Origin of the sequence: Paraburkholderia sp. GAS33, from assembly GCF_050436645.1 — a bacterium.
In the GTDB taxonomy this organism is placed as follows: Bacteria; Pseudomonadota; Gammaproteobacteria; order Burkholderiales; family Burkholderiaceae; genus Paraburkholderia; species Paraburkholderia phenazinium_B.
In genome coordinates, this window is sequence record NZ_JBNDMP010000002.1 from 541,783 (window position 1) to 557,892 (window position 16,110).

Annotated in this window: 9 protein-coding genes; 5 read left to right on the forward strand and 4 right to left on the reverse strand. The window is 61.8% G+C overall.

Going from position 1 to position 16,110, the window contains the following annotated elements:
* Positions 1-148 precede the first annotated feature (148 nt).
* Positions 149-721 (forward strand): phasin family protein, encoded by a 573-nt coding sequence (locus P3T24_RS08845; protein ID WP_074264148.1) that lies wholly within the window; start codon positions 149-151, stop codon positions 719-721.
* A 504-nt stretch (positions 722-1,225) separates the two neighbouring features.
* On the opposite strand, the gene lpdA is transcribed toward P3T24_RS08845, so the two are convergent.
* From lpdA to aceE, 3 genes are all read right to left on the reverse strand, one after another.
* Positions 1,226-3,025 (reverse strand): dihydrolipoyl dehydrogenase, encoded by a 1,800-nt coding sequence (gene lpdA / locus P3T24_RS08850; protein ID WP_429404479.1) that lies wholly within the window; start codon positions 3,023-3,025, stop codon positions 1,226-1,228.
* Between the two features lie 275 nt (positions 3,026-3,300).
* On the reverse strand, positions 3,301-4,986 hold the full coding sequence (gene aceF / locus P3T24_RS08855) for a dihydrolipoyllysine-residue acetyltransferase (RefSeq protein ID WP_429433848.1): 1,686 nt from the start codon (positions 4,984-4,986) through the stop codon (positions 3,301-3,303).
* An 85-nt stretch (positions 4,987-5,071) separates the two neighbouring features.
* Positions 5,072-7,768, reverse strand: coding sequence for a pyruvate dehydrogenase (acetyl-transferring), homodimeric type (gene aceE / locus P3T24_RS08860; RefSeq protein ID WP_429433851.1), 2,697 nt, complete (start codon positions 7,766-7,768; stop codon positions 5,072-5,074).
* A gap of 276 nt (positions 7,769-8,044) precedes the next feature.
* Between aceE and fixL the strand changes: the two genes are divergently transcribed.
* From fixL to folD, 3 genes are all read left to right on the forward strand, one after another.
* Entirely contained in the window at positions 8,045-10,558 is a 2,514-nt protein-coding gene (fixL, locus tag P3T24_RS08865; protein WP_074266012.1) for an oxygen sensor histidine kinase FixL, read from the forward strand.
* Entirely contained in the window at positions 10,555-11,199 is a 645-nt protein-coding gene (fixJ, locus tag P3T24_RS08870) for an oxygen response regulator transcription factor FixJ (RefSeq protein ID WP_429433853.1), read from the forward strand. Before fixL ends, fixJ begins: the two co-directional genes overlap by 4 nt.
* Positions 11,200-11,449: 250 nt before the next feature.
* Positions 11,450-12,307 (forward strand): bifunctional methylenetetrahydrofolate dehydrogenase/methenyltetrahydrofolate cyclohydrolase FolD, encoded by an 858-nt coding sequence (gene folD / locus P3T24_RS08875; RefSeq protein ID WP_429433856.1) that lies wholly within the window; start codon positions 11,450-11,452, stop codon positions 12,305-12,307.
* 114 nt (positions 12,308-12,421) lie between these two features.
* Here the strand turns inward: folD and P3T24_RS08880 are convergent, their stop codons facing one another.
* Entirely contained in the window at positions 12,422-13,534 is a 1,113-nt protein-coding gene (locus P3T24_RS08880; protein WP_429433858.1) for an acyltransferase family protein, read from the reverse strand.
* Positions 13,535-14,005: 471 nt separating this feature from the next.
* On the opposite strand from P3T24_RS08880, the gene P3T24_RS08885 reads away from it, so the two are divergent.
* The gene (locus tag P3T24_RS08885) at positions 14,006-16,108 is read left to right on the forward strand and encodes a M3 family metallopeptidase (protein ID WP_429433861.1); all 2,103 of its coding nucleotides are present in this window, start codon (positions 14,006-14,008) and stop codon (positions 16,106-16,108) included.
* The last annotated feature ends 2 nt before the right edge of the window (positions 16,109-16,110 follow it).

Consider the following 16,110-nt stretch of genomic DNA (forward strand, 5'->3'; position numbering starts at 1 on the left):
CATTCGCTGCCACCATCCTAAAATGAGACCTATTGCTGCGATGCACCATGAATCGTGGCGTGATGTGTGATTCAGGTTTCGATGTACCGGATTTACCGTTAACCCAATACGGTCCGCATCAGACGGACCGTCATCCAGGAGCGTAAACATGTCTCTGCTGACCCCCGAGCAAATCGCCGCAGCCCAGAAAGCGAACCTTGAAACCCTCTTCGGCCTGACGACCAAGGCATTCGAAGGCGTGGAAAAGCTGGTTGAGCTGAACCTGCAAGTCGTGAAGTCGACGCTCGCGGAAAGCCAGGAAAATGCGCAACGCGCTCTGTCGGTGAAGGATGCGCAGGAATTTTTCGCGCTGCAGGCTGGCCTCACGCAGCCGCTGTCGGAAAAGGCGCTGTCGTATGGCCGTCACGTGTATGAAATCGTGTCGGCTACGCAAGCCGAGTTCGCCCGTGTTGCCGAAGCACAGTACGAAGAGCAAAACCGCAAGGTGCAATCGCTGGTCGAAAACGTGGCCAAGAACGCACCGGCCGGTTCGGAAACCGCTGTCGCCGTGATCAAGTCGGCTATTACCGCCGCCAACACGACGTACGAAACGGTTCACAAGGCAACCAAGCAAGCTGTGGAAATCGCCGAAAGCAACTTCAACGCAGCCGCTACGGCAGCTTCGAAGGCCGCTTCGCAAGCCGCCGCTCAAGCTTCGCGCTCGGCCAAGAAGGCTGTCTAAGCTTCAGCTTAGGCTTCACTCGGGTGAGACTGCGTTGTGCCGATCCGGCATCAACGGCATCACCTGAAGTTTGATTCGCATTAGCTTCTCGCGCTTCAACATGCGCGGGCCGGTTCGAAAACCGGCCCGCGCCTATCGTAGCAACAGCGTCGTGCGGCCTCGCATGCTATGCGTGTGCCGCGTGGGCCAACGCTCCGATACGTTGAACAGCGTATCGTTTGCCCGGCGAAGGCCGGGATTTTTTTGCCCCGGCTGTGGCTAGCCTCGTACACGGGGCAGACAAACGAAGCGCGTGACACACAAGCGTGGCGAATGCCCTGCCCCGCTGAAAACAGAACGGCGCGCCCTTTGCGGGGCGCGCCGTTCTGTTTGTGTCGCTGACTTTCGCGGCTGACGTTCACGATTCGTCGCTGAGGCCAACTACAGAAACCCACCGCCACGCGAACCGTGCGTCAATCGGCGACGCCCGCGCTCGCCAGCGAGCACAAGCGTCCCCTTACCGCCTTACTTCTTTTTCTGCGGCGGCAGATCGGTACAGACGCCTTCGTACAGCTCAGCGGCCATGCCGACCGATTCGCCAAGCGTCGGATGTGGATGGATGGTCTTGCCGATATCGGTTGCGTCGGCACCCATTTCGACGGCGAGACACACTTCGCTGATCAGGTCACCGGCATTCAGACCAACAATCCCACCACCGATGACCCGATGCGTGGTCTCGTCGAAGATGAGCTTGGTGAAGCCCTCATCGCGACCATTGGCGATAGCGCGACCCGAAGCAGCCCACGGGAACACGGCCTTGCCGTACTTGATGCCTTCGGCCTTGCACTGATCTTCCGTCTTGCCGGCCCAGGCCACTTCCGGATCGGTGTAAGCCACCGACGGGATCTGCAGCGCGTCGAAGTACGCCTTCTCACCGTGCGCAACTTCCGCGGCGACGTGGCCTTCATGCACGGCCTTGTGCGCGAGCATCGGTTGACCGACGATATCGCCGATCGCGAAGATGTGCGGCACATTGGTGCGCATCTGCTTGTCGACGTCGATGAAACCGCGATCCGTCACAGCGACGCCGGCCTTGTCGGCACCGATCTTTTTGCCGTTCGGGCTACGGCCCACGGCGACCAGCACGAGATCGTAGCGCTGCGGTTCAGCCGGAGCCTTCTCGCCTTCGAAGGTGACGTAGATGCCATCGTCCTTGGCCTCAGCGGCGGTGGTCTTGGTCTTCAGCATGACGTTAGCGAAACGCTTGCTGTTGTACTTCTCCCAGACCTTGACGAGATCGCGATCGGCGCCGGCCATGAGACCGTCGAGCATTTCGACGACATCGATTTTCGCGCCGAGCGTGGAGTACACCGTGGCCATTTCCAGACCGATGATGCCGCCACCGATGACGAGCATGCGCTGGGGAATCTGACGCAGCTCGAGCGCGCCGGTCGAATCGACGACCCGCGGATCTTGCGGAATGAACGGCAGCTTGACCGCTTCCGAACCGGCAGCAATGATGGCCTGCTTGAACTTGACGACCTTCTTGCCGCTTTCGGTGACGACTTCCATGTGATGCGGATCGACGAACGTCCCGGTGCCCGTGACCACTTCGACCTTGCGCATCTTGGCCATCCCAGCGAGGCCACCGGTGAGCTTCTTGACGACACCGGACTTGAAATCGCGGAGCTTGTCGAGATCGATCTGCGGCTTGCCGAACGTGATGCCGTGCGAGCCAAGCGCCTCAGCCTCGTCAATGACGAGGGCCGTATGCAGCAGCGCCTTGGACGGAATACAACCCACATTCAGACAGACGCCACCGAGCGTGGAATAGCGTTCGACGAGCACGGTCTTCATGCCCAGATCGGCGGAGCGGAACGCAGCGGAATAGCCGCCAGGCCCCGAACCGAGCACGACCATATCGCATTCGATGTCAGCGTTACCGGAGTAGCTCCCCGCTTGAGGCGCGGCGGCCGGTTGCTTGGGAGCGGCAGCAGGCGTCGGAGCGGGCGCCGCCTGAGGTTTAGCTTCCGCTTGAGCGGGCGCCTTCTCGGGTTCTTTGGCAGCCTTGGCAGGTGCAGCTTCAGCGGACGATTCGACGATAGCGATGATGGTCCCCTGGGAGACTTTATCACCGGTTTTGACGCGCACTTCCTTGACGGTGCCGGCGGTATCGCTGGGCACTTCGATGGAAGCCTTATCGGACTCGAGCGTCAGGAGAGCTTGTTCGTTCTCGATGACATCGCCCGGCTTGATATTGACTTCGATGACATCGACATCCTTGAAATCACCGATGTCCGGCACTTTCACTTCGACGAGACTCATAGTGTCCCCTTCTCTTATTGATCATGTTGATGAGGGAGCGCGAACCAAAACTCAAAGCAGCCTAAAAGCTGGCAGCGCGCTGGACAGAAGCATCCTTTGCCGTCCGCCCAAGGACGCGCCTTTCTTTTGCCTACTTTTCTTTGGAAGACAAAGAAAAGTAGGTGCTGCCCCGCACAGGGGCGACGCTAATAGACCGACATGAAAGCAAGTTCAACGAGGAACGTGGATGACCGCAATGGACCCACGTTCCTCGGCGCAAGCGCCAAATCAACACATCAAAGAATCACACGCCGAAAATCGGCAAGAATCGCACCCAGATACGCATTGAACCGCGCAGCTTCAGCCCCATCGATAACCCGATGGTCATACGACAGCGAAAGCGGCATAGTCAACCGGGGCACAAACTGCTTCCCATCCCAGACGGGCTTCATAGCGCTGCGCGACAGCCCAAGAATGGCCACTTCAGGCGCATTGATAATCGGCGTGAAGTGCGTCCCACCGATCCCGCCAAGGGAAGAGATAGAGAAGCACCCGCCCTGCATCTGATCCGGCTTGAGCTTGCCCTCACGAGCCGCCTTGGACAGATCAGCCATCTCCCTGGCGATATCGACGAGCCCCTTCTTGTCCGCATCGCGAATCACGGGCACCACGAGACCATTAGGCGTATCCGCAGCAAACCCAACGTTGTAGTACTGCTTGAAAACGAGCGTATCGCCATCAAGGCTTGCATTAAACGTCGGGAACTTCTTCAACGCGGAAACGACTGCCTTGATTACAAAAGCCAGCATGGTGAACTTCACACCAGCCTTCTCGTGTTCCTTGTTCAACTGCACGCGCAGCGCTTCGAGTTCGGTGATATCCGCTTCGTCGTTATTGGTGACGTGCGGAATCATGACCCAGTTGCGATGCAGGTTCGCGCCGGAAATCTTCTTGATACGCGAGAGCGGCTTCGGATCGACCGGACCGAACTTCGTGAAATCGACCTTCGGCCACGGCAGCAGATTCAGCTCGCCGCCACCGCCGGCAGCAGGCGCAGCAGCAGCCGGAGCCGCACGCTGACCGCTCATCACACCCTTGATGAATGCAGTGACGTCGTCCTGCGTAATGCGGCCCTTCGGCCCCGTACCCTGCACGCTTGCAACATCCACGCCCAGTTCGCGCGCGAACTTGCGCACGGACGGCGACGCATGACTCGCGTGACGGCCACCCTCGCCTGACGGAATCACCGGAGCCTGTGCAAGCGCGGACGGCGCTGCCGGTGCCGGACTCGGCGTAGCCGGTGCGTCGGACGGCTTCTCGACTGCCTGCTTCGGCGCCGCGGCCGGTGCGGGAGCGGGAGCAGCCGCGCCGCCTTCCGCTTCGATCACCACAATCACGGAGCCTTCCGACACCGTATCGCCGATCTTGACCTTCAGTTCCTTGACGACGCCCGTGGCCGTGCTCGGCACGTCCATGGTCGCCTTATCGGATTCCAGCGTAATGAGCGACTGTTCCTTCTCGACACGGTCGCCGACCTTCACCGCGATCTCGATCACGGGAATGTCCTTGTAGTCGCCGATATCCGGGACCTTCACTTCCTGCACGCCGCCACCGCTCGAGGCGGGCGCAGGCGCAGGTGCAGCCGCCGGTGCCGGAGCGGCAGCGGGTGCCGGCGCCGGCGCGGGAGCCGCCGCAGCACCATTCGCCTGCGCAGCGGCCGGCTTCTCAGCCGCACCACCTTCGGCGCCTTCCAGCACGACGATCAACGAGCCTTCCGACACGTTATCGCCCACCTTGACCTTCACTTCCTTGACGGTACCGGCGGCTGAGCTCGGCACGTCCATGGTCGCCTTGTCGGATTCCAGCGTGACGAGCGACTGCTCTTTCTCGACGGTATCACCCGCCTTCACCAGCACCTCGATCACAGGGATGTCCTTGTAATCGCCGATGTCCGGCACCTTGACTTCGATCGCTTGACTCATTGTTGGTGTCTCCTGGGCCGCGCACGCAACCCGCCCCTGGCGATCAGGAGCAGACGCGCACGCATGGCACTCGGGGAATGATGCCTTAGACGGTCATCGGGTTGGGTTTGGCCGGATCAAGGTTGTACTTCTTGAGCGCCTCTGCGACGACCTTGCGTTCGATCGTGCCTTCATCTGCCAGTGCATTCAACGCGGCAACCGTGACCCAGTAGCGGTCCACTTCGAAGAAGTGACGCAGCTTTTCACGGGTATCCGAACGGCCGTAGCCATCCGTGCCCAGCACGACGAACTTCTGCGGCACGAACGCACGAATCTGCTCGGTCAGCGCGCGCACATAGTCGGTCGATGCGATGACCGGCCCAGGCGCGTCCTTCAGCAGCTTCTCGACGTGCGAGACCTTCTTTTCTTCGGTCGGATGCAGCAGGTTCCAGCGCTGCACTTCGTGGCCTTCGCGGGCCAGTTCCGTGAAGCTCGGCACGCTCCAGAGGTCGGCAGCGACGCCCCAGTCGTTCTTCAGCAGGTCGGCTGCAGCGATCACTTCATTGAAGATCGTGCCCGCGCCCATCAGTTGAACGCGCGGAGCCTTGGCGTCGGCCTCGGCCTTCCTGAACGCATACATGCCCTTGATGATGTCAGACGCTACGCTGTCGCCCTGCGGAATCGCCGGGTGCTCGTAGTTCTCGTTCATCACGGTGATGTAGTAGTACACATCTTCCTGATCCGCGACCATGCGGCGCAGACCGTCCTGCATGATGACGGCGAGTTCGTAACCGAACGTCGGGTCATAGCTGATGCAGTTCGGCACCGAAGCCGCCCACAGCAGCGAGTGGCCGTCTTCGTGCTGCAGGCCTTCGCCGTTCAGCGTCGTACGGCCGGCGGTACCGCCCAGCAGGAAGCCGCGCGAACGCATGTCGCCCGCGGCCCACGCCAGATCGCCGATACGCTGGAAGCCGAACATCGAATAGAAGATGTAGAACGGGATCATGATCTCGCCGTGCGTCGAATACGACGTCGCGGCAGCGATCCAGTCCGCCATACCACCGGCTTCGTTGATCCCTTCCTGCAGGATCTGGCCGGTTTCCGATTCGCGGTAGAACATCAGCTGGTCGGAGTCTTCCGGCACGTACTTCTGGCCGTCCTGATTCCAGATACCGATCTGGCGGAACAGGCCTTCCATACCGAACGTACGCGACTCATCCGGCACGATCGGCACGACGCGCTTACCGAGCGCCTTGTCTTTCAGCAGGATGTTGAGAATCCGCACGAACGCCATCGTTGTGGAGATCTCGCGGCCTTCGCCCGTGCCCTTCAGCAGCGGCTCGAACACGTCGAGCGCCGGCACCGGCAGCGACTCCGCCTTCTGACGACGCGCCGGCAGATAGCCGCCGAGGTCCTGGCGGCGAGCGCGCATGTACTCGAGCTCCTTCGAACCTTCTTCGAACTTGAGATACGGCACGTTGACGATATCTTCGTCGGAGATCGGCAGACGGAACTGGTCGCGGAATTTCTTCAGCTGATCCACGTGCAGTTTCTTCTGCTGGTGGGTGATGTTCATCGCCTGACCGGCTTCGCCCATGCCGTAGCCCTTGATCGTCTTGGCGAGGATCACGGTCGGCTGGTCCTGCGAATTCGACGCTTCCTGGAACGCCGCGTAAATCTTGTGCGGATCATGGCCGCCGCGGTTCAGGTTCCAGATGTCTTCATCGGACCATTCGGCAACCAGCGCCTTCAGTTCCGGCGTATTGAAGAAGTGCTCGCGCACGAACGCGCCGGACTCCGACTTGTACGTCTGATACTCGCCGTCGACGACTTCCATCATCCGGCGCATCAGCGCACCCGACTTGTCGCGCTGGAACAGCGCATCCCAGCGGCTACCCCAGATCACCTTGATGACGTTCCAGCCCGCACCGCGGAATTCGCTTTCGAGTTCCTGGATGATCTTGCCGTTACCGCGCACCGGTCCATCCAGGCGCTGCAGGTTGCAGTTGATCACGAACACCAGGTTGTCGAGGCGTTCGCGGCCGGCCATGCCGATCGCGCCGAGCGATTCCGGCTCATCCGTTTCGCCGTCGCCGAGGAACGCCCAGACCTTGCGGCCTTCGGTCTTGACGATGCCGCGCGCCTGCAGGTACTTCATGAAGCGCGCCTGATAGATCGCCATGATCGGGCCAAGGCCCATCGAGACGGTCGGGAACTGCCAGAAGTCCGGCATCAGCCACGGGTGCGGATACGAGGAGATGCCCTCGCCGCCCACTTCCTGACGGAAGTTGTCGAGCTGGCCTTCGGTCAGACGGCCGAGCAGGAACGCGCGCGAGTACACACCCGGCGACGAATGGCCCTGCACGAACACGAGATCGCCACCGTGCTTGTCCGACGGTGCATGCCAGAAATGGTTGTAGCCGACGTCATACAGCGTGGCAGCCGAGGCGAACGAGGCAATGTGACCGCCGACGTTGGTGTCCTTGCCGGCACGCAGCACCATCGCAATGGCGTTCCAGCGCGTGTAAGAGCGAATCCGGTGTTCGAGGTCCTGGTCGCCGGGAATCGGCACCTGACGCGACACAGGAATCGTATTGATGTAGGGGGTATTGGCAGAGAACGGCAGGTGTTCGCCATGCACGCGCGCAAATTCGATCTGTTTCTCGATCAGGTAGTGGGCGCGGTCGGGACCTACAGCAGAAATCACGCCATCTAGCGCTTCCAGCCATTCGCCGGTTTCCTGCGGATCATCGTCTTTCTCGGCGGCGACATATTTCATGACTTCGTCGGGTACAGCGGACATGCTCGTCTCCTGGGGGATAAGGAACGCTCTTTGAACAGACGACGCGGACGAGGGCCGGCCGCGGCAGCTTCGGGCCGATTGTAATAAGGCGCTCGCCGTCTGCGCAACAAAATTTTCGAATTACGAGATCGTTTCTCATAATGCGGAATATTGTTGCGGCGCACCCTGGTTTGGCTGCCTTTCAACGGATACGTCGGCTAGTTTGCTCCGATTAGCGGCACTTTCAGCGTTTTTTTGCGCCATTTGCTAGCGACACGCTGCGCTACAATGCCAGCCATGTTGACCGAACGGCTTTTCGCACGCTCGGCGCGGCCGTCCGGTTCGCCGGCGGATTCGTCGCCGTCCCGCTGGCACCATGGACCATGGTGGTCGAACTCCTATTTGCTGACGCCGCTCCTGTCGATCCTGGTGTTCCTGGTCGTCATGAGCCTGATTCTGTGGAGCCTGAACCGGCGCGAGCAACAGCAGCAGGAAGACACGCTGTACCGCAACGTGGCGTGGGCCCAGCAGCAGATTCGCCTGTCCATGACGGGCGCGCAGGAACAGATCCAGGCACTCGCGCGTGACATCGCCGCCGGCCACGCCGACCAGCATTCGTTCCAGGTGTCTACCACGGACATCCTGCAGGGCCATCCCGAAATCCTCTACATGAACTGGTACACGGCGCAGCAACAGCCGCGCTGGCCCAATACCGCGCTGCCGGTGCTCGGCCAGCGGCTCGCCAGACCCAGTGACGAACAGATGGACGAAGCCGTGAAGGCCGCGTTCAACGATGCGCGCAACTCGCGCCGCCAGACCTACTCACCGCTCTTCTACGACGACCTCGGCAACGGCTATCTGACGTTGCAGACGCCGGTGTACCGCGACCGCGAGTTTCTCGGCTCGATCGCCGCGGTGTTCTCGATCGAAGGTGTGCTGAAGCACGACATCCCGCCTGAGTTGTCGGCCAAGTACAAGATCTCGATCATCGACCTGAACAATCGCGAGCTCGCCACCACCTCGACGCGCCCGCGCCTGCCGCGCGACGCGTTCTACGACCTGCCGCTCGACCCGCCCGGCCAGGGTGTCTCGGTGCGCGTCTATGCGTACCCGCAGATGACCAACTTCACGAACAACACGCTCGTGTGGCTGGTCGCAGGTCTGTCGTGCTTCGTGCTGTGGAGTTTGTGGAGCCTGTGGAAGCACACCCGGCAGCGCTTCGAAGCACAGCAGGCGCTGTACGCAGAAGCGTTCTTCCGTCGTGCGATGGAAAACTCCGTGCTGATCGGCATGCGCGTGCTCGACATGCATGGCCGCATCACCCACGTCAATCCGGCCTTTTGCCGCATGACAGGCTGGGACGAAAGCGACCTCGTCGGCAAGCAGGCGCCCTTCCCCTACTGGCCGCGTGACGCCTACCCCGAAATGCAGCGCCAGCTCGACATGACGCTGCGTGGCAAGGCGCCCTCGTCCGGCTTCGAGCTGCGCGTGCGGCGTAAGGACGGATCGCTCTTCCACGCCCGGCTCTATGTCTCGCCGCTGATCGACAGCTCGGGCCGTCAGACTGGCTGGATGTCGTCGATGACCGACATCACCGAACCGAAACGCGCCCGCGAAGAACTCGCCGCCGCGCACGAGCGCTTCACCACCGTGCTCGAAAGTCTCGATGCCGCTGTGTCCGTGCTCGCCGCCGACGAAGCCGAGCTTCTGTTCGCTAACCGCTACTACCGCCATCTCTTTGGCATCCGCCCGGACGGCCACCTCGAATTAGCGGGCGGCGGGTTCGATAGCGCACAGGCGTCGTCCGATTCGATCGATATGGTCGATGCCTATGCGGGCTTGCCCGCCGCCGCACTGACCGAAAGCACCGCGGACGCCCAGGAAGTCTATGTACAGGGCATCCAGAAATGGTTCGAAGTGCGCCGCCAATACATCCAGTGGGTAGACGGCCATCTGGCGCAGATGCAGATTGCAACCGACATCACCACTCGTAAGCAGGCCCAGGAACTCGCGCGCCAGCAGGACGAGAAGCTGCAGTTCACCAGCCGTCTGATGACGATGGGCGAAATGGCTTCTTCGCTTGCTCACGAGCTGAACCAGCCGCTCGCGGCAATCAATAACTATTGCTCCGGAACGGTTGCACTGGTTAAATCAGGTCGGACAACGCCTGACAATCTGCTGCCCGTGCTCGAAAAGACCGCGCAGCAGGCGGTGCGGGCAGGCATGATCATCAAGCGGATCCGTGAATTCGTGAAGCGCAGCGAGCCGAAACGCCAGGCCACCCGTGTCGCCGATATCGTGGCGGACGCGGTCGGGCTTGCCGAAATCGAGGCGCGCAAGCGCCGTATTCGCATCGTCACGGACCTGCGTTCGCGGCTGCCGGTGATCTATGTGGACCCGGTGCTGATCGAGCAGGTGCTCGTGAACCTGTTGAAGAATGCGGCTGAAGCCATGCACGATGCGCGGCCTAATGCAGTCGATCCGGTGATCCGCGTGGTCGTGCGGCTCGATAGCGGGTTCGTCTGCATCAGCGTCGTCGACCAGGGGCCGGGCGTCGACGAAGCGACGGCCGAGCGTCTGTTTGAACCGTTTTACAGCACCAAGTCCGATGGCATGGGCATGGGGCTGAATATCTGCCGTTCGATTATCGAATCGCATCGCGGCCGTCTGTGGGTGGTCAACAACGTCGAATCTGACGGCCACATCACAGGCGCCACGTTCCATTGCAGTCTGCCTATTGGAGAGCCTGATACCCCGAGCAACGGCGGGGCACAGGCGCCGACACCACAAACCGTTACGGGAGAGCTATGAACAGCCCAGTCACCACACAGGAAACAGTCTTTGTCGTCGACGACGACGAGGCCGTGCGAGATTCGCTGCGCTGGCTGCTGGAGGCGAACGGCTACCGCGTGCAGTGCTTCTCCAGCGCCGAGCAGTTCATCGACACCTGGCAGCCGCACACGCACCCGGGGCAGATCGCGTGTCTGATCCTCGACGTGCGGATGTCCGGCATGAGCGGTCTCGAGTTGCAGGAACGCCTGATCGCCGACAACGCCTCGCTGCCGATCATCTTCGTGACGGGCCACGGCGACGTGCCGATGGCCGTGTCGACGATGAAGAAAGGCGCGATGGACTTTATCGAAAAGCCGTTCGACGAAGCCGAACTGCGCAAGCTGGTCGAGCGCATGCTCGATAAGGCGCGCAGCGAAAGCACCAGCGTGCAGCAGCAACGTGCCGCTGCCGAGCGGCTGGGCAAGCTGACCGCGCGTGAGCATCAGGTGCTCGAGCGCATCATCGCCGGCCGTCTGAACAAGCAGATCGCCGACGACCTCGGCATCAGCATCAAGACGGTGGAAGCGCACCGGGCCAACATCATGGAAAAGCTCAACGTCAACACGGTCGCCGATCTGCTGCGACTGGCGCTGTCGAACAAGCCGCAACCGGCGCAGTAAGCCGGCGTCGTTGCAAAGGCAGTAGAGGTGCGCGGCTAGGGCTGGCCGCGTACCTTGCTTGCCGCAGGACTTCATCCTCTCCCCTCGCGCTTCTCGCGCCACTCCGCAATCGTCCCGTGCATCCTGGCTGAAAGAGCGCCGGGCCGCGCCGGTATAATCCTGTACTTCGTCGCCGCGCCCGATTTGCACATCCAGGCGCACCGCACGCCCCCGCATTCCGAACACCACCCTATCTCGACCTCGACCGACCATGACAGCCAAACTGATCGACGGCAACGCCCTCTCCAAGACCTTGCGCGGCGATGTCGCGACCCGCGCCGCCGCCCTCACGGCTCGCGGCCACCAGCCGGGCCTCGCGGTCGTGCTGGTGGGCGACAATCCGGCCAGCGAAGTGTATGTGCGCAACAAGATCAAGGCTTGTGAAGACAACGGCCTGCACTCTTCGTATGACCGCTATCCGGCTACGCTGTCGGAGGCCGATCTGCTCGCGCGCATCGACGCCTTGAACAGCGACCCGAAAATTCACGGCATCCTCGTGCAACTGCCGTTGCCGAAGCATATCGATAGCCATAAGGTGATCGAAGCGATCTCACCCGAGAAAGACGTGGATGGCTTCCACGTCGCCAACGCAGGTGCGCTGATGACCGGCAAGCCGTTGTTTCGCCCCTGCACGCCGTACGGCGTGATGAAGATGTTCGAGGCCTACGGCATCGACCTGAAGGGCGCGAACGCGGTGGTGATCGGCCGCTCGAACATCGTCGGCAAGCCGATGGCGTTGCTGCTGCTCGAAGCGGGTGCGACAGTCACGATCTGCCACAGCAAGACGCGCGATCTGGCCGCGCATACGCGTAACGCCGACGTGGTGGTGGCCGCCACGGGTCTGCGCAATATCCTGACGGCGGAGATGGTGAAGCCGGGCGCAGCGGTGATCGATGTGGGCATGAATCGCGACGAGGCCGGCAAGCTGTGCGGCGATGTCGATTTCGCCGGCGTGAAGGAAGTAGCCGGCTATATCACGCCGGTGCCGGGCGGCGTCGGCCCGATGACGATCACGATGCTGCTCGTCAATACGATCGAAGCGGCCGAACGCGCGGCTGGTCAGGCGTAAGGCGGTTCAAGCGTAACGAAGCCGGCGCATTCGCTGCGGCAAGCGCGGTGCTTGCGGGGCGGGCGCGAGCCGTATCATCAGCTCGCGCTCGGCCGCCTTTACCCGCACCCGTATCTAACGCGCGGCCGAATTGGCTGCCGCCGCCCCAACCGCGCCCGGTGTACGTGCCAGACGCCGGTGGCACCACACCAGTACCGGCCGCTCCACAAAGCGCCACGAAAGCACTGCGCAAAGCAGGATGAAGGGCGCGGCAACCAACGTTGCCGTCTGATGACTCAGACGCGGCGCGAGACTTGCCACACATTGCTGCATCATGAAGCCGTACAGATAGATGCCGTACGAGTAATCGTTGCGTGGCGTGAGGCTGCGCAGCAGCGGCGTCGTGCCGACCCACAGCACGCCGTACACGAAGGCCAGATAGAACAGCGGTTGCGCGGCAGCCGTGTCGCGGAACACCAGAAACACCATCACGAGACCAAGCGCAGCGAGACCATGAAGCTCGATGTCCTCGCGCCAGCCGTACAGCAGCATGCCGATGAAAAAGAACGGCTCGGGCCAGAACGAATAGCCGGGCGTCTTTGCGGAGAAGTCGCGCAACTCGAGGTGCAGATGCGGCACCAGATGCACGCGCAGCACGAATGCCGCCAACCCCAGCGCGGCGGCAAGCAGCACACCCCAACGGTTCGACAGCAAGCCCACGAGCCCCGTGAACAGCACGATCAGATAGCAGCGCACCGCGAGCGGCAGCGTCCATAGCGGCGCACTGACTTCGTTCAGCCAGCGGTTATGCTCGAACACGCCGGGCACGGCCCAGCTGCCGTTCAGCACGAGCGTCGAGAAATTGTCGAGGTTGGCCCATGTCACGCTGGAGGCGAAATATTCGCGCAGCGGCAGCGTGGTGAAGAGCGGCCCGATGACGAAGACCGTCACCAGCGAACCGGCCGCCACAGCCGGCCAGATACGTGCGATGCGCAGGACCGCGAAGCGCGGTGCCGAGCGCTGCCGGTCGAAACTGGCCGTCACCAGCATGCCGCTCAGCAGAAAAAATGCGTAGATCCCGAATGCGATCAAACCGTCGAAACCGAGCGCGTTCGGGACCCAGTCGGTGCTGCCGTCCGGCTGCTGAAGCAGGTACGAGTACCCGTAGACGACGGCAATGGCCGCAAGGAGACGCACGAGGCCGAAGTTGTTCTCGTTACGCGATAAGGCATGCGAAAGCGGATTCATCTGGCGTTCTCCTGTCGACTGGAGTTAGCGCTTTAGCGCTTACTCCAGTCCCATGCTGTTTCATCGCGGTCGACTGGAGTTAGCGCTTTAGCGCTTACTCCAGTCCCATGCTGTTTCACCGCGGTCGACACGAGTTAGCGCTTTAGCGCTTACTCGTGTCCCATGCTGTTTCATCGCGGTCAGTCCCGCACTCGCACCATGCCGCAAAGCAACAAACCTGACCGTTCGCTTTCGTACAGACCGGCGGAGCGCACGAAAACGCACCAAGCCGCGCACGACAGCCACCTCCGTCCCAAACGCTCTGGCACAAATATCGCAACAGATACACGAAAGACGAACTTCTGATAATTTGTGCCGTAGCCGATTGGAATCGCAGCCCGCTGCCCCAATAATGTCGATATCGGGCGCCGCCACGAGCCGCGTCCGCATACTCGCGCCTAGCCTATTCACTCGCGTCAGACAGGAAGCCTTATGTCCACCAACCAACCCACACACGACAACCCGCTCCTCGATTTCTCCGACCTGCCGCGCTTTGGCGACATCCGCCCCGAACACGTCACCCCCGCTCTCGACGTCCTGCTTGCCAACGCAACTGCCGCCGTCGAGCGCGCCGCGGAACCGATCACGCCCGCTTCCTGGTCCGACGTGGTCGAGCCGGTAGAGCGCGTAACGGAGCCGCTGTCGCGCGCCTGGGGCGTCATCGGTCACCTGAACGCTGTCGCGGACACACCTGAGCTGCGCGCCGCCTATGGCGAGAATCTGCCGCGCGTCACGGAATTCTGGTCGAGCGTCGGGCAAAACCTTGCGCTGTTCGAAAAGTACAAGACGCTCGCCGCCAGCAGCGACTTCGGCTCGCTCACCGGCGAACGCAAGAAGATCCTGCAGAACGCCCTGCGCGATTTCCGCCTGTCGGGCGCGGAACTGCCCGAAGACCAGAAACCGCACTTCGCTGAATTGCAGGAACGCCAGGCCAGTCTGTCGAAGTCGTTCTCCGATCATGTGCTGGACGCCACCAACGCCTACGCCTACCTCGTCGACGACAAGGCACAACTGGCAGGTCTGCCGGAAGATGTGATCGAAGGCGCAGAAGAAGCGGCCGAACGCGACGGCAAGAGCGGCTGGAAATTCACGTTGCATTTCCCGTCGTACTTCCCGGTCATGCAATACGCGGAAAACCGCGCGATGCGCGAGACGATGTACCGCGCCTACGTCACGCGCGCCTCGGAACTGGGCGGCACCTACGGCGGCGGCAAGGCCGAGTGGGACAACACGGCGAACATCGCAGAGCAACTGAAGCTGCGCGCCGAAGAAGCGCACATGCTTGGCTATCACAACTTCGCCGAGGTCTCGCTGGCGCCGAAGATGGCCGAGTCCCCCGCACAAGTGATGGCCTTCCTCGAAGACCTCGCCACGCGTGCCCGTCCGCATGCCGAGCAGGACTGGAAAGAATTGCGCGAATTCGCCGCCAACGAGCTTGGTTTGACCGAACTGCAACCGTGGGACATGACCTTCGCCGCGGAGCGTCTGCGTCAGAAGCGCTATTCGTTCTCGGAAAACGAGGTCAAACAGTATTTCCCGGAAGACACCGTGTTCAAGGGCCTGTTCAAGGTCACGGAGACGCTCTTCGGCGTGAAGATCCGTCGCGACGAAGCGGCCGTGTGGCATCCGGATGTGCGCTTTTTCCGCGTCGAGAATCAGGACGGCGGCCTGGTCGCACAGTTCTATCTCGACCTGTATGCACGAGAAGGCAAGCGCGGCGGCGCGTGGATGGACGATGCGCGAGCCCGTCACAAGCATGCCAAGGGCGGCGTGCAAACGCCGGTCGCGTATCTGACCTGCAACTTCTCGGCACCGGTCGGCGGCAAGCCGGCCTGCTTCACGCATGACGAAGTGATCACGCTGTTCCACGAGTTCGGCCATGGTCTGCATCACATGCTCACGCAGGTCGATGAACTGGCCGTGTCGGGCATCAACGGCGTCGAGTGGGACGCGGTCGAACTGCCGTCGCAGTTCATGGAAAACTTCTGCTGGGAGTGGGACGTGCTGAGCGATATGAGCTCGCATGTCGAGACCGCCAAGCCGCTGCCGCGCGATCTGTTCGACAAGATGCTGGCCGCGAAGAATTTCCAGAGTGGCCTCGGCACGCTGCGGCAAATCGTGTTCTCGATGTTCGACATGAAGCTGCATACGGATTTCGATGCGACCGGTTCGCTGAGCGCCAACGATCTCGCCCGTGAGATCAACGAGCGCTTCCACGTGGTGCCGCAAGCGGCGTTCTCGCGCTGGCCGAACACGTTCAGCCACATCTTCGCCGGCGGTTATGCGGCGGGCTATTACAGCTACAAGTGGGCGGAAGTGCTGTCGGCCGATGCCTATGCCGCGTTCGAAGAAGCGGCTCAGGCGGCGAGCGGCAGCGTGCTCGATGCGGCCACCGGCACGCGCTATCGCAAGGAGATTCTTGAGGTGGGCGGCAGCCGTCCTGCGATGGAATCGTTCAAGGCGTTCCGCGGCCGTGAGCCGAATATCGACGCGCTGTTGCGTCATAACGGTATGACGCCGGCTACGACGCATTGAGC